This window comes from Mycobacterium sp. UNC410CL29Cvi84 (assembly GCF_000686745.1).
GTDB classification, from domain to species: Bacteria; Actinomycetota; Actinomycetes; order Mycobacteriales; family Mycobacteriaceae; genus Mycobacterium; species Mycobacterium mucogenicum_B.
The window spans coordinates 443,942-463,574 of sequence record NZ_KK366011.1 but is presented as its reverse complement, the minus strand read 5'-3'; the positions used below and the strand labels follow the sequence as shown (position 1 = coordinate 463,574).

The following is a 19,633-nucleotide window of genomic DNA, read 5'->3' as shown; positions in this document are numbered from 1 at the left end:
TTCGTGTGGGTGTTCTGTTGGGGCTGTGGTGCGGTCGTGAGCTGCGATCGCTCATGCCGGCAGCGCCGAGTTCGCGGTAGCGGCCGGCCCAGCGAGCCGCCGTGCTCACCGCGACCTGGAATCGCTCGGCAGCTCGCCGCAGCGGCCAACCGTCCTCCACGACGCAGCGAGCCAGGCGCAGACGCCCGGTATCGGACAAAGGAGCATTACGGTGGGACATGAAGACCTCCGAGATGAGTTGGTGCGTTCCTCGACAGCTCGCACTTCACTCGGAGGTCTTCTTCATGTCACCACGCCACGCCGTACCTAACGTCCGTGGTCAGTACAGCTAGCCCGCCCGGTCACGCCGGCGGGCTGAACCGCTCGCCGGTGCGCGTCATCCCGGCGGCGCGGCCCTTGCCCGCGATCACCAGCGCCATCTTGCGGCTGGCCTCGTCGATCATCTCGTCACCGAGCAGCACCGCGCCGCGGGTCCCGCCCGCCTGCGAGGTGTGCCATTCGTACGCCTCGAGAATCAGCTCGGCATGGTCGTAGTCGGCCTGCCGCGGACTGAAGATCTCGTTTCCGGCGGCGATCTGGTCGGGGTGCAGCACCCACTTGCCGTCGTACCCCAAGGCCGCGGTCTGCCCGGCGACGCGCGTGAACGCCTCGGTGTCCTTCACCTTGAAATACGGGCCGTCGATCGCGTTGATGCCGTGGGCCCGCGCCGCCACCAGGATCGTCATCAGCACGTGGTGATAGGCATCGCCGACGCCGTAACCGACGGGCTGCTCACCGACGACGAGCGTGCGCATGTTGAGGCTCGCCATCAGATCACCCGGCCCGAAGATCAGCGCCTGCACCCGCGGCCCGCCGGCGATGGCGTGGGCGTTGACGAGCCCCTTGGCGTCCTCGATCTGGGCCTCGATGCCGATGCGGCCGACGGGCAGTCCGAGCGTGCGCTCGAGCTGCGTCAGCAACAGATCGAGGGCCTGCACGTGCGAGACATCGCTGACCTTCGGCAGCACGATGACATCGAGCACGCCGCCGCCCTGCGCCACCGCGGTGACGACCTCGATCACGTCGGCGTACGTCCACGGCGTGGTCCAGTCGTTGACCCGGAGGCCGCGCAGCTGGCCCGCCCAGCCGGGCTCGCACAACGCCTGCGCCACCCGCGTCCGCGCCGCGGCCTTGGCGTCGGCCGCCACCGCATCCTCGAGGTCGAGGAACACCTGATCGGCCGGCAGCGTCTTGGCCTTCGCGATCATCTTGTCGCTGCTACCCGGAACGGACAGGCAGGTACGGCGGGGCCGATACAGGTTCTCCACGACCCCACTCTCTACCCTGTGGAGCATGGTGGCGGTCAACAGGGTCTACGTGGCCAGACTCGCTGGACTGGTCGTGCTGGGCCCCGACGGCGAGTCGGTCGGCCGGGTCCGCGACGTGGTCGTGAGCATGGGCATCGTCCGCCAGCAGCCGCGGGTGCTGGGCCTCGTCGTGGAATTGACCACGCGCCGAAGGATATTCGTCCCGATCCTGCGGGTGACCTCGATCGAGCACAACTCGGTCACCCTCACGGGAGCGACCATCTCGCTACGTCGCTTCGAGCAGCGCCCCGGCGAGGCGCTGGTACTCGGGCAGATTCTGGACACCCGCGTCCGCGTCACCGACCCGGAGCTGCAACAGCTCGCCGGCATCGACGTCGTAGTGGTCGACCTCGCGATCGAGCAGGCCCGGTCGCGTGACTGGCTGGTGACCCGCGTCGCCGTGCGTCACCGCCGCCTGGGCCGGCGCACCACGGTGCACGTCGTCGATTGGAAGAACGTCACCGGGCTGACGCCGTCGGCGCTCGCGCTGCCGGGACAGGGCGTGGCGCAACTGCTGGAGCAGTTCGAGGGGCAGCGTCCCGTCGAGGTCGCCGACGCCCTGCGCGATCTTCCGGTCAAGCGCCGTCACGAAGTCGTCAAGGCCCTCGACGACGACCGCCTGGCCGACATCCTGCAGGAGCTCTCCGAACCCGAACAGGCCGAGCTGCTCAACCAGCTGGGCACCGAGCGCGCCGCCGACGTGCTGGAGGAGATGGACCCCGACGACGCCGCCGACCTCCTCGGCGAGCTCGACGCCACCCGCGCGGCCGTGCTGCTGGACCGCATGGACCCCGAGGATTCCGAGCCCGTGCGCCGACTGCTGCAGCACTCCCCGGACACCGCCGGTGGTCTGATGACGCCCGAACCCGTCGTGCTCACCCCGGACACGACCGTCGCCGAGGCGCTGGCCCGCGTCCGCGATCCCGAGCTGACGCCGGCGCTGTCGTCGCTGACGTTCGTCACCCGCCCCCCGACCGCGACACCGACCGGCCACTACCTGGGCTGTGTGCACACCCAGCGGCTGCTGCGCGAACCCCCCGCCACCCAGGTCGGCGGCATCCTCGACACCGATCTGCCGGTGCTGTCACCGACCAGCTCGCTGGCCGAGGTCACGCGCTTCTTCGCCGCCTATAACCTCGTGTCCGCACCGGTGGTCGACGACGAGAGCCATCTGCTGGGCGCCGTCACCGTCGACGACCTGCTCGACCACCTGCTGCCGTCGGGCTGGCGGAGCGCGGACGAACCTGGGTCGGACTCGACCCAGGCCATCACTGACAACATCTCGGGAGCAGGCCGGTGAGCGAGCCTTCGGCGCGGCAGCGCCTGGACATCCCGCGCACCTCCCGCTTCCGGTTGACCCCGCGGGTCGACGTGGAGGCCGTCGGCCGGTTCAGCGAGTCGATCGCCCGGTTCCTGGGCACGGGCAAGTACCTGCTCATCCAGACGGTGATCGTGGTCATCTGGATCGCGTTCAACCTCATCGCGATCAGCCTGCAGTTCGACCCGTATCCGTTCATCCTGCTGAACCTGGCGTTCTCGACCCAGGCCGCGTACGCCGCACCGCTGATCCTGCTGGCGCAGAACCGCCAGGAGAACCGGGACCGCGTGTCGCTCGAAGAGGACCGCCGGCGCGCGGCCCAGACCAAGGCGGACACCGAATTCCTGGCCCGCGAACTGGCCGCGCTGCGGCTGGCCGTCGGCGAGGTGGCCACCCGCGACTACCTCCGCCGCGAACTCGACGAGCTCCGGACGTTGATTGCTCAGCAGAACGGCGGCAAGGGCGGATCCGGCAAACGCAAGGCCGGAAAAACCCGGCCGCCGGTCGAGGAGGACGACGCTTTCAGCGGCGCCGCGGCCGACTCCGCCGACTCCGCCACCGCGGCCGAATGAGAGATTCCATTCTCCGGAATCATTAGTACGACAACCGACCGCGGAGTAGGTATGGTGACTTGGATCACAACACATGTCACCGGGGTCACTCCGGTATTCCACTTTCATAGGATGGCTTAGTGCACATCGGGGGCGACACCGCTGATTCCGCGGACAACGCTGCGCCTACTACTGAATTCGACGCACTTCCCGGCGAAGGCCAGCCGGTCGACGACGCCATCGAGGATTACGACGCCGCCGTGGGCGATGACATCGACGCCGCCACCGAAGCCGGGCCCGGCCGTCGCCGGCAGATCGCCAAGGCGCTGCGCCGGCCGCTGGCCGGTGTCGCGGTCGTCGCGCCGCTCGTCCTGATGCTTGCCGTCGGCGGTTCGTCGCCGACTCGGCAAACAACCGTCCACAACACCGCCACCGCGGGCGTCACGCCGCTGGCGGCCGTCACACCCACGACCCCCGGCCCCCGCAATCGGGCCGGGATGACGGTCGTCGCGTCCGATCAGGTTCCCCGCGCGCTGCACATGGATCCCACTACCGCGCTGTCGCCGCCGCCGGCGTCGCTGGTGATGGCTCCCGGTGGGCTGCGGATCCCGCCCGTCGTGCTCAACGCGTACCGCACCGCCGAGAAGATCATGGCGACCAACGCACCGGGCTGCGGTATCAGCTGGAACCTGCTGGCCGGTATCGGCCGCATCGAGTCCGGCCACGCCAACAGCGGCGCCACCGACGCGCGGGGTACCGCGCTCACCCCGATCCTCGGGCCCGTCCTCGACGGCACGCTGGCCGGCAACGAGGTCATCGTGCAGAGCATCTCCGCCGGGCGGGTGACCTACGCCCGGGCGCTGGGACCCATGCAGTTCCTGCCCGGCACCTGGGCCCGGTACGCCTCGGACGCCATCGGCGACGGCAAGCCCGACGTGCAGAACGTCTACGACGCCTCCCTGGCCGCGGCCCGGTACCTGTGCAGCGGCGGGCTGAACCTGCGTGATCCGTCCCAGGTGCTGACCGCGATCCTGCGCTACAACAACTCGATGCCCTATGCCCAGAACGTGCTGGGCTGGGCCAAGGCCTATGTCACCGGTATCGCGCCGGTCGACCTGCCGCCGATCGTCGGCCCGCCGCCCGCCATCGGCGACCAGCACCTCGACAACCCCGAGGGGCTCGGGCCGGGGCTGCCGATCAACGCGATGGGACTGCCGTCCGACGACCCGCTCGCGATGACGCCCGCGCTGCAGATGGGGCGCATGGGTCCGCTGCCCGGGCCCGCCGAACCGAAACAGAACTGCGCGGTGTTCTGCCTGCAGGGCGGCCCCGCGCCGAGCGCTGTGCCCATCCCCGCCCCGGACGCACCGGCACTGGACGCACCGGCGCCGAACCCGTTCGGCCTGCCGCCGTTCCAGTTGCCGCCGGCCCCGCTCGCACCCGCGCCCGTCGCGCCGGCACCGGCTGGTCCGGGACCGATCCCGGTCACCGCGGTGGGCGTCGGCACCCCGGCCGCCGGCCCGGTCGGCGCCGCACCGGGACCCGCGCCCGGCCCGGCAGCACCGGCCCCGGCCGGCCCGCTGCCCGCGGAAGCCATGGGTCCGCCGCCGCCCGCGTTCCCGGTCCTACCGTGACCAGCTGCCGGCGCGCTGACCGGCAGCTATAAACTCGCGAGTAATGTCTGCTGAGCTGAAAGCCGCCGTGCGCGCCGCACTGGGCAAAGTCATCGATCCTGAACTGCGCCGTCCGATCACCGAGGTCGGGATGGTCAAGGACGTGACGGTCGAGTCCGACGGCGCGGTGCACGTCGAGATCTACCTGACCACGTCGGCCTGCCCGAAGAAGACCGAGATCAGCGATCGGGTCACCGCGGCCGTCACCGACGTGCCGGGCACCGGGGCCGTCAAGGTCACCCTCGACGTGATGAACGACGAGCAGCGCGCCGAACTGCGCAAGCTGCTGCGCGGCGACGACAAGGAACCGGTCATCCCGTTCGCCCAGCCCGGCTCGTTGACCCGGGTGTACGCGGTGGCGTCGGGCAAGGGTGGCGTCGGCAAGTCCAGCGTGACAGTCAACCTGGCGGCCGCGCTGGCCGCCAAGGGCCTGTCGGTCGGCCTCCTCGACGCCGACATCTACGGCCACTCGGTGCCCCGGATGATGGGCGTGCAGGATCGCCCCACCCAGGTGGATTCGATGATCCTGCCGCCGGTTTCGCACGATGTGAAGGTCATCTCCATCGCGATGTTCACCCAGGGCAACACCCCGGTGGTGTGGCGCGGGCCGATGCTGCACCGCGCGCTGCAGCAGTTCCTGGCCGACGTGTACTGGGGTGACCTCGACGTCCTGCTGCTCGACCTGCCGCCCGGCACCGGCGACATCGCCATCTCGGTGGCGCAGTTGATCCCCGGCGCCGAGATTCTCGTCGTCACCACACCGCAGATGGCCGCCGCCGAGGTCGCCGAGCGCGCCGGCGCCATTGCGGTCCAGACCCGTCAGCGCATCGTCGGCGTGGTCGAGAACATGTCCGGACTGACCCTGCCCGACGGCACCACGATGCAGCTGTTCGGCGAGGGCGGCGGCGCACAGGTCGCCGAAAGCCTCACGCGCACAGTCGGTGCCGAGGTTCCGTTGCTGGGCCAGGTCCCCCTGGACCCGCAGCTCGTGAGCGCCGGCGACACCGGTGTCCCCCTGGTGTTGTCCGGACCGGACACCGCCGCCGGCGCCGCGTTGCGCGGCATCGCCGACAAACTGTCCAGCCGCAAGCGCGGACTGGCCGGTATGTCGCTCGGGCTCGACCCGGCTGGGCGCTGAGCCTCCCCCGTCCGACAGGAATCCACAAGTGACACATATCCATACGCGCAGCGGCGCACAGAACGTCGGCCTGCTGAGCGTGGCGGCCTACCGCCCCGGCCGCGTCGTCACCAACGACGAAATCTGCGAGACCATCGATTCGTCGGATGAGTGGATCTACTCCCGGACGGGCATCAAGAACCGCCGGTTCGCCGGCCCCGACGAGTCCGCCGTCACGATGGCATGCGAGGCCGGACGGCGCGCCTGTGCCGCGGCGGAGCTGTCCGGTTCGGACATCGACGCCGTCATCGTGGCCACCAGCACCAACTTCCGCAACACCCCGCCGTGCGGGCCGCAGGTCGCCACCGAGATTGGCGCACAGGGCATTCCGGCCTTCGACATCGCCGCGGGCTGCGCGGGATTCGGCTACTCACTGGGCGTGGCCGCCGACATGATCCGGGCCGGTAGCGCGCGTCGCATCCTCGTGGTGGGCTCGGAGAAGCTGTCCGACGCCATCGACATGACCGACCGCAGCAACGCTTTCATCTTCGCCGACGGCGCCGCCGCGGTGGTCGTCGGACCGACCGAGGAGCAGGGCATCGGGCCCACCGTCGCCGGCAGCGACGGCGAGCAGTCGAGTGCCATCGTGCAGGACCTCAGTTGGATCGACTACACCGAGAACCCTTCCGGCCCAAGGCCTTTCCTGCGCATGGAAGGCCAGACCGTCTTCCGCTGGGCGGCGTTCCAGATGGTCGACGTCGGCAAGCGCGCCATCGCGGCCGCGGGCCTGACGGTCGACGACATCGACGTGTTCATCCCCCATCAGGCCAACGGCCGGATCAATGAGCTGCTCACCAAGGGACTCGGACTCAATCCGGAAACTGTTGTCGCCCAAGATATCCAGGATGCCGGCAACACCTCGGCCGCGTCGATTCCACTGGCGATGTACACGCTGCTGGACACCGGCGAGGCCAAGCCCGGCAGCGTGGCGCTGCTCCTGGGCTACGGCGCGGGCCTGGCCTACGCCGCCCAGGTGATCCGGCTCCCCGGATAGCCGCTCAGCCGGCCACGGCGGCCAGCTTGCGCTTCTCCTCGTAGAACCGCGCACGCTCGTCGAGCATCCCGAGGAACCCGATCAGCTCCTCGCGAGCCTGCTCACCGACGGCGCCGAAATCGTTGCGCTCGAAGATGTTCCAGAAGCGCAGCACCGGCACCAGCACGTCGTCGTGGTGGATGCGCAGGTCGTAGATGCCGGCCTTGGCGATGGTGAGTGCGTTCTTGGTGAAGTCGGTCATCCCCTGGCCGGGCATCGCGAAATTGATGACTTCATCGCGGATGGCGACCATCGCGTCGTCCGGGGCGATGTCCAGCGCCGCGGCCACCAGGTTGCGGTAGAAGACCATGTGCAGGTTCTCGTCGGCCGCGATGCGGGCCAGGAGCTGGTCGGCCAGCGGGCAACCCGACGCCCGGCCGGTGTTGCGGTGCGAGACGCGGGTGGCCAGTTCCTGGAACGACACGTAGGCCAGCACCGACAGCGCGCTCCGCTCTCCCGCGTCGTAGCCGGCGACGGTGTGTTCCATGCGAAGCCGTTCCAGAGCGACGGGATCGACGCCGCGGGTGACAACCAGATAGTCCCGCAGCGCGATGCTGTGGCGCCCTTCCTCGGCCGTCCACTGCCCGACCCAGGTGCCCCAGGCACCGTCACGGGAGAACCGGGTGGCGATCTCGCGGTGATACGACGGCAGGTTGTCCTCGGTCAGCAGGTTGACGGTCAGGGCCGTCTTGGCGACCGGATCGAGCGGCGAGTCCTCCGGCTGCCAGTCCTCACCACCGAGGAACGCGAAGTCCCGCCCGCGGCTCCACGGGACGTAGTCATGCGGGAACCATTCCCGCGACATCTTGAGGTGCCGGTCGAGGTTCTGCGCGACGACGGGCTCCAGTTCGTACAGCACGGCGGCCTGGGTGTCCATGGGTCAATCCCTTCATCGGTGGTCGGCGTCAAGTCCATACCTTGTCGAACCTACGGTACCGTAACCTACGGTAGCGTAGGTTAGCGTTCGATGCCCAGATGGTGACGACCACTTCATGAAAAAAGCCCGGTCCGTGGCATGACCACAGACCGGGCTTTGCCCTGCTGACCCCCGGGAAACCCGTCAGCCCCGCAGTGCGGAGACGAAGATCGCGGGCAGTTTGGCCCAACTCGGCTTGCCGGTGAACGCGGTGAGGAGCCGACCGGTCGAGGCGGCCGTACGGTTGTTGACGAACCACGGCGGCTTGGGCGAGATCGACAGCTCGCCACCGATCAGCGAGCGCGGCGACGGGCGGAACGGCCCCCGCACCACGGTGCGCTCGGGCTTCTCGATCAGGAAACCGTTGTGCACCACGCCGATTCCGCTCTGCACGTCATTGAGCGTGTGCCCGGGGAAGGCGCCCCAGGTGGCGTGCGGCGTCAGGTAACCGACGCCGGTCCAGGCGTTCACCGCGATGGTGCCGTAGTGCAGCGCCTCGATCATGGCGTCGAAGGCCTTCCCCAGCGCCTTGATGGTGGCGGGCGCCGCGACGATGTTGACGCCCAGCGTGCCGACGAAGTCCTCGTTGGCCAGGCGGGTCGCCTCGCGGAGGAACTCGACGCCGTCGCTGTCGAGGTCGACGACGCCGTACACCGGCGAGAAGTACTCGGTGTTGAGCAGCGCGGTGCGGTCCTCGGGGTCCACGACCAGGACGCGGTCACCGAGCCGCTGGGCCGTCGGATACGTGGCCTCGGCACTGGCGACCCGGGAATCGGAGCCCGGGTAGTACGCCGCGCGCTTGGGCGCGGCGGCAATGGCCTTGGTCAGGGCCGCGACGAACTCGTCACGCTGCGCCCACTTCGAGGACAGCACCACGACCTGCGACGCCACGCAGTTGTAGCCGTTGTTGTGCAGCCGCTGCGTGGCAATGTGGTTGGCCTGGAACGCGATATCGGCCTTGCTCCACTTGCCGGGCACCACGATGGTCGGCGACACCCCGCCGAGCTCGCTGGTGATGTCCTTGTGCAGGATCGGCTCGCCCGCGGCCTTACGCCGGGCGCCCTCTTCGCCGACGCCGAAGACGATGGCGTCGTGGGTCAGCGCACTGCCGGTCATGTGCACGTGGTCCACCGCGTCGTGCTGCACCAGGTAGGTGCCGACGTCCGCGCCACCGGTGAGAATCCGCACCGCACCGAGTTCGATGAGCGGCGCCAGCACCTTGGTCAGCACCGGCAGGATCGGATCGGTGACCGGGTTGAGCTTGAGCGCCACCACGCGGTTGTTGGCGATCAGCTCGTAGACCGTGTCGAGCGGCGCGATCGACGTGATGTTGCCGGCTCCGAGCACGACGCCGATCCCGTTGGTCTTGCCCGGATCCCGTTGCGCCAGACCGGCGGTCCGCAGCGCCTCGTCGCGGCTGACACCCGGCTGCAACCACACCTCGGCGCTGAACCCGGACAGCAGCAGCTTGTCGAAGACGTTGAGCGGCAACACATTCACGGTTGTGCGACCGGCGGCGGTGCCGAAGTCGGCCCCGTCCAGCGGGCTCTTGCCGGCCTCCAGCTTGGCCAGGCTCGCGGACAACGCCGCGGCCCCGGCGGCCAGCGGGTACGGGCCGGAAATCCATTCCTCGCCGACCAGCGGCGACTCCGGATTCAGTTGTTTGATCCGGACCGCGGCCTCGACCCACTCGGCGCCGTGCTGCACCGCCAACTGCTGCACGTCATCGAGAATCTCGCGCCGCCGCGCCAGAGATGTTGCCGCCCAGGCCTTCTCGCCTTCGGCGAGCTCATTCAGCGCCTGGTCCACCAGGGCCGTGTACGCAATGTCCGTCATGTACTGAATTCTCCCGGTGGTGCGGTCGGTATGGGCCGGAATCAGCCGGCGTGTGCTTCGAATTCCAGCAGCGCGTCGCTGTGGTTGTGCTCGTAGGGCTTGGGGCCCTGGCCGAGCGCCCGCTTGGCCACGAGCTGCTGGTACTGCTCGAACGGCGTGGTCCGGCCCCACTTCGCGCGGGCCTCGGCCGGCGTGTAGGTGACGGGGTTCTGGGCCGGGATCTTCATCAGCGTCGGGCCGACGATCGGCGTGGTGTGCGGGGTGGTGAAGTCCAGGATCGCCAGCTCCAGGCGCGGGATGCTGGAGACCGCCCGCAGGAACGGACGCGCGATCAGCTTGGCGACGACGTCGTCGGAGTAGTTCTGCGGAATGCCGCCCAGGGTGCGCATCCACTTCGGCATGGTCGCGATGATCGCCCGGCGCATTGGCCAGTTGAACACGCGGCGCATCCAGCTCGGCACCCGCTCGGGCAGGATGTGATAGCCCAGGTCCACGAGGTAGTTCATCATGTTCTGGGCCACCTCGGAGCCGGCCATCTGCGGCCGGTACTGCTCGAAGTACTGCTGGATGCCCTCACGCGTGCGCGGCACGTCGTCGGGGTTGATGGTCTGGAATTCCGCGGCCCGCGCGCACTCTTCCCAGTACTGCAGTTCCTCGGCTTCGGTCAGCTTGCCGGGCCCGAACATCTCGTAGGTGTAGAGGATCGAGTGCCACGCGGTCAGGTGGATCCACAGCTGCGAGTACGGGTCGTTGGCGTCGAACTGCTTGCCGGTGATCGGCTCGGTGCCGATGGCCTTGCCGTGGATCTTGACGAGGATCTCGGAGGCGTCCAGCACTGCCTCGGCGTCACCGAAGGCCACCAGCGCGAAGTACTGCATGGTGCGGTCGTAGCGCAGCCGGGTGCGGGCGTACACCTGGCCGCTGGCGTCGACGGCCGCGGCGAGGTACGGGTCGAGGTGCTCGATGGTCACGGCGCGGGCGAAGCCCAGCAGCAGCGACGTCGGGTAGCTCCACACCCGCCAGGTGACGGAGTCGGGTCCGAAGAACCCGTAGTCGACCGCGGGCGTCAGCTTCGTGTCCGCGACCGGCAGACCGGCAACGCGGCGAAAAGTGGCGACAGCATCCATCGTCGTTCCCCTTTGAACATGAAGGCGCCCACTGGCGCGGTTCCGTAGATGGTACGCCACGTACCACTAGATAGCTAGACTCCCACTGATTGGATGCATCAGGTCACTCCCGAGCAGGTACATGAGGTAAACAAGGAGCCATGGCGAGTGCCACCACCGGTCGCTGGGCCGGCCAACGCGAGCGCAGGCGCGCTGAGTTCATCGACGCTGCCCTCGTCGTGATCGAGCAACACGGGCCCCAGACCTCGACCGAGCAGATCGCCGCGCACGTCGGCGTCAGCCGCACCAAGCTCTACCGACACTTCGTCGACGCCTCGGACCTGCAACGCGAGGTCGCACACCGGACCAGCCAGATGATCACCGCCGAACTCGCGCCGGTGTGGCGGCCCGAGGGCAGCATGGCGCAGATCGTCAAGGCCGGCGTGAGCGCGCACGTCCAGTTCCTGACCCAACACCCCAATCTGTACCGCTATCTGCAGCGATGCTCCATCGACGAGGGCTTCAACGCGTTCGCCGACATCAAGATCACCATCGCCAACCTGCTGACAGCGGTGCTCAAGGTGTACGTGGCCGCGTTCGATGTGAAGGCCGACGCCGAGCGGTTGTCGTACGGCATCGTCGGCCTCGTCGAGACCGCCGCGGGGCACTGGCTGGAACAGCCGCTGCGCGACACGCAGGACGCGTTGGTCGACGACCTGACCCGCTGGATCTGGTTGATGCTCGACGACTCACTGCGCGCGGGCGGCGTCTACGTCGCCGCGGACGAAATCCTGCCGCCGGCCGCGGAGATCGCCGAGAATGCGGATCGCTACCGGGATCCGGCGCGCCTACAGGCCCTGAACCTCTAGCGGCGTCAGGTCGCGTCGGGGTCGAACTGCGGCGTCTGCGACTGCGGTGCCGCCCCCGGGGCGCCCGTCGTGGGCGGGATGCCGTTGACCTCGGGCGTGGTCAGCGGCTTGGTCTGGTCCGGCGCCGCCGGGGTGTCGAAGGCCCCGGTGAGGAACGAGTCGTCACCGTCGAGCAGATGCTTGGTCAGCGCCGCGCGCGGCGTCATGCCGCGCAGTTTCTGCAGCTCACTGAGGGGCTGACGCAGGTCCTCGAACTCCGGCCCGAGATCCTGACGCAGCTGACTGGTCGCACCGCTGAGGTACTCCCGCACCTGCTTGAGGCTGCCGGCCGTCCACCGGATGGCGCCGGGCAACCGCTCCGGGCCGAGGATCACGAGGCCCGCGATGACCAGCACGAGCATCTCGCCCCATCCGATGTTGCCGAACATCAGCTGGCCGGGGTGTCTGCGTTGGGAACGACGGTGAGCGTCACGTGCCGGCCGTCGCGGATCACCTCGATGGGCGCCGGCTGACCGATCTGCAGCTGCCGCACCGCGACCACGAACTCGTCGGCGTCGGCGACCTTGCGGTTACCGACCTTGACCACGACGTCGTTCTCGAGGACGCCGCCCTTCTCCGCCGGGCTACCGGCGACGACGTTCACGACCTGGGCGCCCGAGGCGACCTTGTCACTGGCCGACTTGGCGTTGAGGCCCAGCGTCGGGTGGAAGATCTTGCCGTCCTTGATCAGGACCTCGACGGTGGCCTTGACCTCGTTCACCGGGATGGCGAAGCCCAGACCGCTTGCGCTGTCGGACAACGACTTTCCGGCCGTGTTGATCCCGATGACCTCGGAGTTCATGTTGATCAGCGGGCCACCGGAGTTGCCGTGGTTGATCGAAGCGTCGGTCTGGATGCCGTCGATCACGGTGTCGGTGTCGGAGCCTTCACCCGACAGCGGCACCGGACGGTGCAGCGCGCTGATGATGCCGTGCGTGACGGTGCTGCGCAGACCCAGCGGGGCGCCCGCCGCGATGACCTCGTCGCCGACCTTGACCTTCTCGGCGTCACCGAACTTCGCGACGGTCAGGTTGTCGACGTTGTCGACCTTCAGCACCGCGAGGTCGGTCTTGGGGTCCCGGCCGACGAGGTTGGCCGGCACCTGCTTGCCGTCGTTGAACACCACGGAGATGTGGTACTGGCTGGGGTTCTTGGCCGCGTCGGAGATGACGTGGTTGTTGGTGACGACGTAGCCGCGGCCGTCGACCACGACGCCGGAGCCCTGCGATCCGTCGGTGTCGCCCATCGCCTCGATGGTGACCACCGAATCCGCAACGGCAGCAGCGACTTTCGCGAACCGACCCTCGGGCAGGTCGCCGCCGTCACTGGTCTTCAAGGTGACCTTGGAGGTGGTGAAGGCCTCGACCACCTCGGCGGTCTTGCGCCCGACGACGCCGCCGAGGGTGCCGATGACCAACGCCAGCAGAGCCAGCACGGCGAGGGCCGTCATCGAGACCTTGCGGCCGAACAGCACGTCACGGACACCGAGCTTGCCGACGGGAACGGCCACCACGACCGGCGGCGGGGGCAGCGCCGGGGTGCCCAGCGACGGCGCGGCCGACGGATCGCGCCACGGGTCGGCGACAGCATCGTCGTCGTCCTGGCCCTCGGCTTCCAGCGCACCGGCGTCGGCCGGGTGGCGTTGCAACGAATCGACGCCGCCACCGGGCCGGCCGAAGGCTTCGGCGAGCACGGGATCGGGTGCCTGGTTGGTGGGGGTGTACTCCCCCTGGTTGCGAATCTGATCCTCGGCGAGGAACGAACCGGTGAAGCCCTCGGGCCGGCCGAACGCGCGCTGCGACGCCGGATCCACCGGGGTGCGCGTCACCGGACGCGGAGCCAGACGGGGGCGATCGCCGGACATGTCCTGATTCGTCACCGGTATTGCACTCCCCATCTACTGGCTCTGTCCGCACGGCCCGCCTGAGCGGGCGAGGCGGTCACTCAAAAATTCAGGCTCAACCCTACCGGCGACGACGGCGTTCCCGCGGCGGCCGATCGGCAAAGTCCCCGTCTTCGATCCCGGCCGCCTGGATATCCGCGAACTGCACCGATGCGTCATTCGGGATGTTCGCCAGCGCACCCAGCAAGGAATTGGGCGCGATGATCGGGCAGGAATCGCGCAACGCGCTCCGCGCCTGACCCTGCGCATCCACCTCTGCGGCGCAATCCGGGCACTGGGACAGATGATGGGCGGCGCGCAGGTGCGCACCCATCTGAAGCTCACCGTCGACGAATGCCGCGATGGCCTCGATGGCCAGGTGCTCCGTGGACCCGAAGCGGCGTGGGCCGACGGGTCCGTCGCTCTGGGAGGCGAACTGTGCGGGCAGCCAGGAGAACGCACGACGGAACAACTGTCCCCGGTCGACCATCACCGAGCTCCTCTCCGCGCCACGCCTTCGTCCGTGTTGCCGTTACTACTGAATGTAGCGCGACAACCTGGGACGGATACGTCACAACGCTCAGGCGGACTTGGCGGAGATGGCCGCGGCCGCCTCGGAGTAGTCACCCGGGTGGCTGGCGAGGTACTCGCGCAGAGCCTGCCGGCCACGGTGGATACGGCTGCGCACGGTGCCCAGCTTGACGTCGAGCGTCGCGCCGATCTCCTCGTACGACAGACCTTCGATGTCGCAGAGCACCACGGCGGCGCGGAACTCCGGGGGCAGCGAATCGAGCGCGGCCTGCAGATCCGGTCCCAGCCGCGAGTCGTGGTACAGCTCCTCGGGGTTCGGATCATCGGCGGGCACGCGGTCGTAGTCCTCGGGCAGCGCTTCCATGCGGATGCGGGTGCGGCGGCGGACCATGTCCAGGAACAGGTTGGTGGTGATGCGGTGCAGCCAGCCTTCGAAGGTGCCGGGCTGGTAGTTCTGCACCGAGCGGAACACCCGGATGAACGTCTCCTGGGTGAGGTCTTCGGCGTCCTGCGGGTTACCCGACAGGCGGTAGGCCAGCCGGTAGACGCGGTCGGCGTGCTGGCGAACCAGCTCGTCCCACGACGGCATGGTGGCCACGTCGCCCGTGGCATCGAAGACGGCGGTGCCGGTCAATTCGTCGCTGACTTCAGCCCAATCCACCTCGGCTTCGGCGACCGGGACATGGGACATGTGGGTCGGGGCAAGCTTCGTGGGGGCCGGCATGGCGGTCGTGGCAATCTCCAGTTCCATAGTTTCCGCGTCGTTGGCACATGACGCATCAGCAGAAACCGGTACCTGAAGTCCGATATTCCCGATTCCGCGGATGTCCGGCGACTGCCGGAGTCCGGAATCGGCTTGCAGATCGTTCACACTCGCGTGCATGGCGATTACGGTTCCCCACCCTGGTGAGGTTGATGTATGAGCAAACTGAACTTTTCCTGAGAAACCCGGCTTCAGCTTCATGACCTGCGAATACCCACGGAGAGTTCGCCAAAACTTAACCTTCGCTCCCGGGCGTGGCGCGTGGCCGCTCAGGATCGTCCGGCTGCCGCCTGAGAGCGCGGCCGTATTGCGCGTGTACTGAGCGGCGGCACGCTGGGCGTTCGTTACGCTGCGCACATGTCCAGCACCGATGACCCGACGGTTTCGGCCGGTAGCAACCAGCCTGACCCGGCGCAGCCGGCTCCGGCGGCACCCGCCCAGGCACCGGCCCAGCCCGTCGCTGCTGCCGCACCCAAGCCGAGCACGGCCGAGGCCATCGTCAAGCACGCCGAACGGTCCATCACCGAGGAACCCATCACCGCCGCGACCCGGGAGCGGGCCGAGGAGAGCGGGGCCAACCCCGTCACCCCGGCGGTGGGCGCGCTGCTGAGTGTGCTGGCGAAGATCGCGTCGGCCAAGGCCGTCGTCGAGGTCGGCACCGGTGCCGGCGTCAGCGGGTTGTGGCTGCTGTCGGGCATGCGCGAAGACGGTGTGCTGACCACCATCGACGTCGAGCCCGAGCATCAGCGGCTGGCCAAGCAGGCGTTCGTCGCCGCGGGTGTCGGACCGTCCCGGACCCGGCTGATCGTGGGACGCGCTCAGGAAGTCCTGACCCGGCTGGCCGACGAGTCCTACGACCTGGTCTTCATCGACGGCGAGCCCGTCGATCAACCGCAGTTCGTGGCCGAGGGCGTCCGCCTGCTGCGACCGGGCGGCGTGATCGTGGTGCACCGCGCCGCGCTCGGCGGTCGCGCCGGCGACGCCGCCGCCAACGACCGCGACGTGACGGCGGTGCGGGAGGCCACGCGCGCCATCGCCGAGGACGAGCGGCTGACCCCGGTCCTGGTCCCGCTCGGCGACGGGCTCCTGGCCGCGGTCCGCGACTAGCTGCCCCTCTGCTCGGCGTTGACCCTGCGCTCACGGCGCAAAAGGCCGAGTAGGCAGCACCGCCACCGCAGGATCAACGGCCGGCACCGCCCGGCCCCTCGTTGACCCTGCGCTCACGGCGCAAAAGGCCGAGCAACCAACACCCCCACCGCAGAGTCAGCGGCCGCTAAGCATCGGCTTACGCCGCGCCGTTGACGTTTCCGTCGAATCTTTACGGGCTCTTGACGGGTCAGACGCTTGACGACCAACTGAACGCGTGTTTAGCGTACTAAACATGCGTTCAGTCGAGGATCTCACCACCGTCGCCCGCATCCGTGACGCGGCGATCGAGCAGTTCGGCCAGCACGGGTTCTCGGCCAGCGTCCGCAGCATCGCCGCGGCCGCCGGCGTCAGCGCGGCATTGGTGATCCACCACTTCGGCTCCAAGGAGAAACTGCGCGAAGCCTGCGACGCCTACGTCATCGAAACGGTCCGGGTCGCCAAGACCGAGTCGATGCAGAACGCCAGCCCGAGCGCATGGTTCGCGCAGCTCGCCGAGATCGAATCCTTCGCACCCATGACCGCCTATCTGATGCAGGCGCTGCAGACCGGCGGCGAACTGTCGAAGTCGCTGTGGCAGAACATGATCGAAAACACCGAAGGCTATCTCGAAGAGGGCGTCCGCGCCGGCACCATCAAGCCGAGTCACGACCCCAAGGCCCGCGCCCGCTTCCTGGCACTGACCAGTGGCGGCGCCTTCCTGACGTACATCCAGCTACACGACAACCCGACGGACTATCGCCAGGTGCTGCACGACTACGCGCAGGACATGGTGCTGCCCGCACTCGAGCTGTACACCGAGGGCCTGATGGTCGATTCGACGATGTACGAAGCCTTTCTCGCGCAACAGGAATCAGGCAAACCCATCGTCACCACCACTGAGGAGTGAATGTGAACGCCGCTATCGAAATCGACACCCTGACAAAGAACTTCGGGGCGGTCCGGGCACTCGACGGACTGAACCTGAGGGTCGAGCGGGGCGAGGTGCACGGCTTCCTCGGGCCCAACGGCGCAGGCAAGTCGACGACGATCCGCATCCTGCTCGGGCTCGTCCGCGCCGACTCCGGCTCCGTCCGCCTACTCGGCGGCGACCCGTGGACCGACGCCGTGGCATTGCACCGTCACATCGCTTATGTACCAGGCGATGTGACGCTGTGGCCGACGCTGACCGGCGGCGAGACCATCGACCTGCTGGCCCGGATGCGCGGCGGCATCGACGAAAAGCGCCGCGCCGAACTCACCGAGCGGTTCGACCTGGACCCCACCAAGAAAACCCGCACGTATTCGAAGGGCAACCGGCAGAAGGTCTCGCTGGTCTCCGCGTTCGCCTCGAACGCCGACCTGCTGCTGCTCGACGAACCCAGCAGCGGTCTGGATCCGTTGATGGAGAACATCTTCCAGCAGTGCGTCGCCGAGGCCGCGGGCCGCGGCACCACCGTCCTGCTGTCGAGCCACATCCTGGCCGAGACCGAGCGACTGTGCCAGCGGGTGACGATCATCCGGGCCGGCCGGACCGTCGAGACCGGCACGCTGGAGTCGATGCGGCATCTGTCGAGCACCACCATCAAGGCCGACATGATCAACAACCCGGGCCGAATCGACCATCTCCCAGGGGTTTCCGACATCTTCTTCGACGGCCGGATGCTCACGGCCCGCGTCGAATCGGAGAGCCTCGGTGCGGTCATCAAGGCACTCGGCGATGCCGGCGTGCGCTCACTGGTGAGCCAGCCACCCACTTTGGAGGACCTGTTCCTGCGGCACTACGACAGCGGCCGGGCCCGCCGCGAACCCGAGCAGGTGCGGGCATGACCGCCGTCCTGGACCGCCCGGCCCGGCCCGCCCGACCTGCTGCCGGGGCATCCAGCTTCACCGGAACCCTTGGGCTCCTTCGTCTTTACCTGCGGACCGACCGGATCGTGCTACCGCTGTGGGTGCTGCTGCTGTCCCTGCCGCTGTCGACGGTGTACATCGGCAGCATCGAGGCCGTCTACCCCACCGCGGCAGGCCGCGCCGGATTCGTCGCGAGCATCATGGCCAGCCCGGCCCAGCGCGCGATATACGGCAACATCTACAACGACAGCCTGGGCGCGGCCGGCATCTGGAAAGCCGGCATGTTCCACGTGCTGATTGCCGTCGCCGTCATCCTGACGATGATCCGGCACACCCGCGCCGACGAAGAGGCCGGACGCACCGAGCTCATCGACTCGACAGCCGTGGGCCGCAATGCGAGCCTGACCGCCGCGCTGCTGTTGACCGGTGGCGGCTCGCTGCTCACCGGGCTGCTCGGATTCCTCGGCCTCCTGAATACCGATGTGCCCGTATTGGGTTCGCTGGCCTTCAGTTGTGCGCTGGCCGCCTCCGGGTTGGTGTTCACCGCCGTCGCGGCCGTGGCCGCGCAGCTCTCCGCCAGCGCCCGTGTCGCCCGCGGTATCGCCTTCGGCGTACTCGGCGCCGCCTTCACGCTGCGCGCCGTGGGCGATGCCGGCGGCAGCGAACTGTCCTGGGCGTCTCCCCTGGGTTGGTCGCTGCTTGTCCGCCCGTACGCCGGTGACCGGTTCGGCGTGCTGGCGCTGCACCTCACACTGACCGTCGCCCTGGTGGTACTGGCGTACCAACTTCAGGGTGCCCGCGATGTCGGCGCGGGGATGTTCGCCGAGCGACGCGGCCGGCCGCGGGCCACCGGAATGCTCAGCGGACCAACAGGTTTGGCATGGCGGCTGACCCGCGGCTCGGTGCTGGTGTGGACCGTCGGGCTGGGGCTGTACGGGCTGCTGGTCGGCAGCGTCGTGCACGGTATCGGCGACGAGCTGGGCGGTAGCGGCTCGGCACGCGACATCATCACGCGCCTCGGCGGCACCAGCGCGCTGGAGGAGGCGTTCATCGCGATCGCCTTCAACATGCTCGGCATGGTCGCCGCCGCGTTCGCGGTATCGCTGGCCCTGCGGCCCCATCAGGAGGAGACCGGCCAGCGTGCCGAGACGCTGCTCGCCGGGGCGGTGAGCCGGGTCCGTTGGCTGACGGGCTATCTGGTCATCGCACTGGCCGGCACGACGGTCGCGATGCTGACGTCCGGTCTCCTGGCCGGCCTGACCTACGGGGCGGCGGCCGACGACATCGGCGGAAAACTGCCCCTGGTGCTGGGTGCGGCAGCAGTGCAGCTGCCCGCCGTCTGGCTCCTGATCGCCGTGACGACCGTGTTGTTCGGTGCAGCGCCGCGGTTCGCCCCGGTGGCGTGGGGCGCCCTGGTCGGCTTCATCGCGGTGTATCTGCTTGGTTCGCTGGCGAATTCGCCGCACTGGGTGCTGGACCTCGATCCGTTCAGCCACATCCCGCGCGTCGGATCGGGCAGCTTCACCGCGACGCCACTGGTCTGGCTGCTGGTCCTGGACGCAACTCTGATCATCCTGGGCGCCTTGGCTTTCCGGCGCCGTGACCTACGGTAGGAGA

At 68.7% G+C, this 19,633-nt stretch carries 19 protein-coding genes; 10 read left to right on the top strand and 9 right to left on the bottom strand.

Features of this window, described 5'->3' with window-relative positions; genetic code table 11:
- A partial coding sequence (locus BR47_RS32900) for a leucine zipper domain-containing protein (RefSeq protein ID WP_155987071.1) occupies window positions 1-220 on the bottom strand: 220 nt, incomplete at its 3' end.
- A gap of 121 nt (window positions 221-341) precedes the next feature.
- Window positions 342-1,307 carry an HpcH/HpaI aldolase/citrate lyase family protein gene (locus tag BR47_RS0129340; RefSeq protein ID WP_029121655.1) on the bottom strand — a complete coding sequence of 322 codons (966 nt, stop codon included), beginning with the start codon at window positions 1,305-1,307 and terminating at the stop codon, window positions 342-344.
- A 25-nt stretch (window positions 1,308-1,332) separates the two neighbouring features.
- On the opposite strand from BR47_RS0129340, the gene BR47_RS0129335 reads away from it, so the two are divergent.
- The 5 genes from BR47_RS0129335 (at window position 1,333) to BR47_RS0129315 (ending at window position 7,059) form a co-directional block, all read left to right on the top strand.
- Window positions 1,333-2,646: a magnesium transporter MgtE N-terminal domain-containing protein gene (locus tag BR47_RS0129335; RefSeq protein WP_020099371.1), complete on the top strand. Its 1,314-nt coding sequence runs from the start codon at window positions 1,333-1,335 to the stop codon at window positions 2,644-2,646.
- On the top strand, window positions 2,643-3,236 hold the full coding sequence (locus BR47_RS0129330; protein ID WP_020099370.1) for a DUF1003 domain-containing protein: 594 nt from the start codon (window positions 2,643-2,645) through the stop codon (window positions 3,234-3,236). Before BR47_RS0129335 ends, BR47_RS0129330 begins: the two co-directional genes overlap by 4 nt.
- 119 nt (window positions 3,237-3,355) lie before the next feature.
- Entirely contained in the window at window positions 3,356-4,849 is a 1,494-nt protein-coding gene (locus tag BR47_RS0129325; RefSeq protein ID WP_090562622.1) for a lytic transglycosylase domain-containing protein, read from the top strand.
- Between the two features lie 43 nt (window positions 4,850-4,892).
- Window positions 4,893-6,026, top strand: a complete 1,134-nt coding sequence (locus BR47_RS0129320; protein WP_020099368.1) for an Mrp/NBP35 family ATP-binding protein — start codon at window positions 4,893-4,895, stop codon at window positions 6,024-6,026.
- 28 nt (window positions 6,027-6,054) lie between these two features.
- Window positions 6,055-7,059, top strand: coding sequence for a beta-ketoacyl-ACP synthase III (locus BR47_RS0129315; protein WP_020099367.1), 1,005 nt, complete (start codon window positions 6,055-6,057; stop codon window positions 7,057-7,059).
- 4 nt (window positions 7,060-7,063) lie between these two features.
- Here BR47_RS0129315 and BR47_RS0129310 read toward each other — a convergent pair whose 3' ends face one another.
- The 3 genes from BR47_RS0129310 to BR47_RS0129300 form a co-directional block, all read right to left on the bottom strand.
- Window positions 7,064-7,975, bottom strand: coding sequence for an acyl-ACP desaturase (locus BR47_RS0129310; RefSeq protein ID WP_029121653.1), 912 nt, complete (start codon window positions 7,973-7,975; stop codon window positions 7,064-7,066).
- Window positions 7,976-8,158: 183 nt separating this feature from the next.
- Window positions 8,159-9,850, bottom strand: a complete 1,692-nt coding sequence (locus BR47_RS0129305; RefSeq protein WP_020099365.1) for an aldehyde dehydrogenase family protein — start codon at window positions 9,848-9,850, stop codon at window positions 8,159-8,161.
- 41 nt (window positions 9,851-9,891) lie between these two features.
- On the bottom strand, window positions 9,892-10,977 hold the full coding sequence (locus BR47_RS0129300) for an oxygenase MpaB family protein (RefSeq protein ID WP_020099364.1): 1,086 nt from the start codon (window positions 10,975-10,977) through the stop codon (window positions 9,892-9,894).
- Window positions 10,978-11,117: 140 nt separating this feature from the next.
- On the opposite strand from BR47_RS0129300, the gene BR47_RS0129295 reads away from it, so the two are divergent.
- On the top strand, window positions 11,118-11,825 hold the full coding sequence (locus BR47_RS0129295; RefSeq protein WP_081831430.1) for a TetR/AcrR family transcriptional regulator: 708 nt from the start codon (window positions 11,118-11,120) through the stop codon (window positions 11,823-11,825).
- 5 nt (window positions 11,826-11,830) lie between these two features.
- Here the strand turns inward: BR47_RS0129295 and tatB are convergent, their stop codons facing one another.
- The 4 genes from tatB to sigE form a co-directional block, all read right to left on the bottom strand.
- Window positions 11,831-12,253 (bottom strand): Sec-independent protein translocase protein TatB, encoded by a 423-nt coding sequence (gene tatB / locus BR47_RS0129290; protein ID WP_029121651.1) that lies wholly within the window; start codon window positions 12,251-12,253, stop codon window positions 11,831-11,833.
- A complete protein-coding gene (gene htrA / locus BR47_RS0129285) occupies window positions 12,253-13,743 on the bottom strand; it encodes a serine protease HtrA (RefSeq protein ID WP_029121650.1) in 1,491 nt (496 codons plus the stop codon). The genes tatB and htrA overlap by 1 nt, the downstream gene beginning before the upstream one ends.
- Before the next feature lie 85 nt (window positions 13,744-13,828).
- Window positions 13,829-14,236, bottom strand: coding sequence for an anti-sigma E factor RseA (gene rseA / locus BR47_RS0129280; protein ID WP_020099360.1), 408 nt, complete (start codon window positions 14,234-14,236; stop codon window positions 13,829-13,831).
- A gap of 90 nt (window positions 14,237-14,326) precedes the next feature.
- Window positions 14,327-15,160, bottom strand: a complete 834-nt coding sequence (sigE, locus tag BR47_RS0129275; RefSeq protein ID WP_020099359.1) for an RNA polymerase sigma factor SigE — start codon at window positions 15,158-15,160, stop codon at window positions 14,327-14,329.
- A gap of 237 nt (window positions 15,161-15,397) precedes the next feature.
- On the opposite strand from sigE, the gene BR47_RS0129270 reads away from it, so the two are divergent.
- The 4 genes from BR47_RS0129270 (at window position 15,398) to BR47_RS0129255 (ending at window position 19,629) form a co-directional block, all read left to right on the top strand.
- Complete coding sequence (locus tag BR47_RS0129270; protein WP_081831429.1) at window positions 15,398-16,147, top strand: O-methyltransferase; 750 nt, start codon at window positions 15,398-15,400, stop codon at window positions 16,145-16,147.
- Between the two features lie 274 nt (window positions 16,148-16,421).
- Window positions 16,422-17,075, top strand: coding sequence for a TetR/AcrR family transcriptional regulator (locus BR47_RS0129265; protein ID WP_029121649.1), 654 nt, complete (start codon window positions 16,422-16,424; stop codon window positions 17,073-17,075).
- Entirely contained in the window at window positions 17,072-17,995 is a 924-nt protein-coding gene (locus tag BR47_RS31820) for an ABC transporter ATP-binding protein (RefSeq protein ID WP_051635077.1), read from the top strand. The genes BR47_RS0129265 and BR47_RS31820 overlap by 4 nt, the downstream gene beginning before the upstream one ends.
- A complete protein-coding gene (locus BR47_RS0129255) occupies window positions 17,992-19,629 on the top strand; it encodes an ABC transporter permease (RefSeq protein ID WP_029121648.1) in 1,638 nt (545 codons plus the stop codon). The genes BR47_RS31820 and BR47_RS0129255 overlap by 4 nt, the downstream gene beginning before the upstream one ends.
- Window positions 19,630-19,633: the final 4 nt, after the last annotated feature.

What these genes read in the sequence shown, in the direction of transcription:
- BR47_RS0129335 (WP_020099371.1), top strand. Translation starts at nt 1,333, where the DNA reads ATGGTGGCGGTCAACAGGGTCTACGTGGCCAGACTCGCTGGACTGGTC.
- BR47_RS0129320 (WP_020099368.1), top strand. Translation starts at nt 4,893, where the DNA reads ATGTCTGCTGAGCTGAAAGCCGCCGTGCGCGCCGCACTGGGCAAAGTC.
- BR47_RS0129310 (WP_029121653.1), bottom strand. Translation starts at nt 7,975, where the DNA reads ATGGACACCCAGGCCGCCGTGCTGTACGAACTGGAGCCCGTCGTCGCG.
- BR47_RS0129305 (WP_020099365.1), bottom strand. Translation starts at nt 9,850, where the DNA reads ATGACGGACATTGCGTACACGGCCCTGGTGGACCAGGCGCTGAATGAG.
- BR47_RS0129300 (WP_020099364.1), bottom strand. Translation starts at nt 10,977, where the DNA reads ATGGATGCTGTCGCCACTTTTCGCCGCGTTGCCGGTCTGCCGGTCGCG.
- BR47_RS0129295 (WP_081831430.1), top strand. Translation starts at nt 11,118, where the DNA reads ATGGCGAGTGCCACCACCGGTCGCTGGGCCGGCCAACGCGAGCGCAGG.
- tatB (WP_029121651.1), bottom strand. Translation starts at nt 12,253, where the DNA reads ATGTTCGGCAACATCGGATGGGGCGAGATGCTCGTGCTGGTCATCGCG.
- rseA (WP_020099360.1), bottom strand. Translation starts at nt 14,236, where the DNA reads ATGGTCGACCGGGGACAGTTGTTCCGTCGTGCGTTCTCCTGGCTGCCC.
- sigE (WP_020099359.1), bottom strand. Translation starts at nt 15,160, where the DNA reads ATGCACGCGAGTGTGAACGATCTGCAAGCCGATTCCGGACTCCGGCAG.
- BR47_RS0129270 (WP_081831429.1), top strand. Translation starts at nt 15,398, where the DNA reads ATGTCCAGCACCGATGACCCGACGGTTTCGGCCGGTAGCAACCAGCCT.
- BR47_RS0129265 (WP_029121649.1), top strand. Translation starts at nt 16,422, where the DNA reads ATGCGTTCAGTCGAGGATCTCACCACCGTCGCCCGCATCCGTGACGCG.
- BR47_RS0129255 (WP_029121648.1), top strand. Translation starts at nt 17,992, where the DNA reads ATGACCGCCGTCCTGGACCGCCCGGCCCGGCCCGCCCGACCTGCTGCC.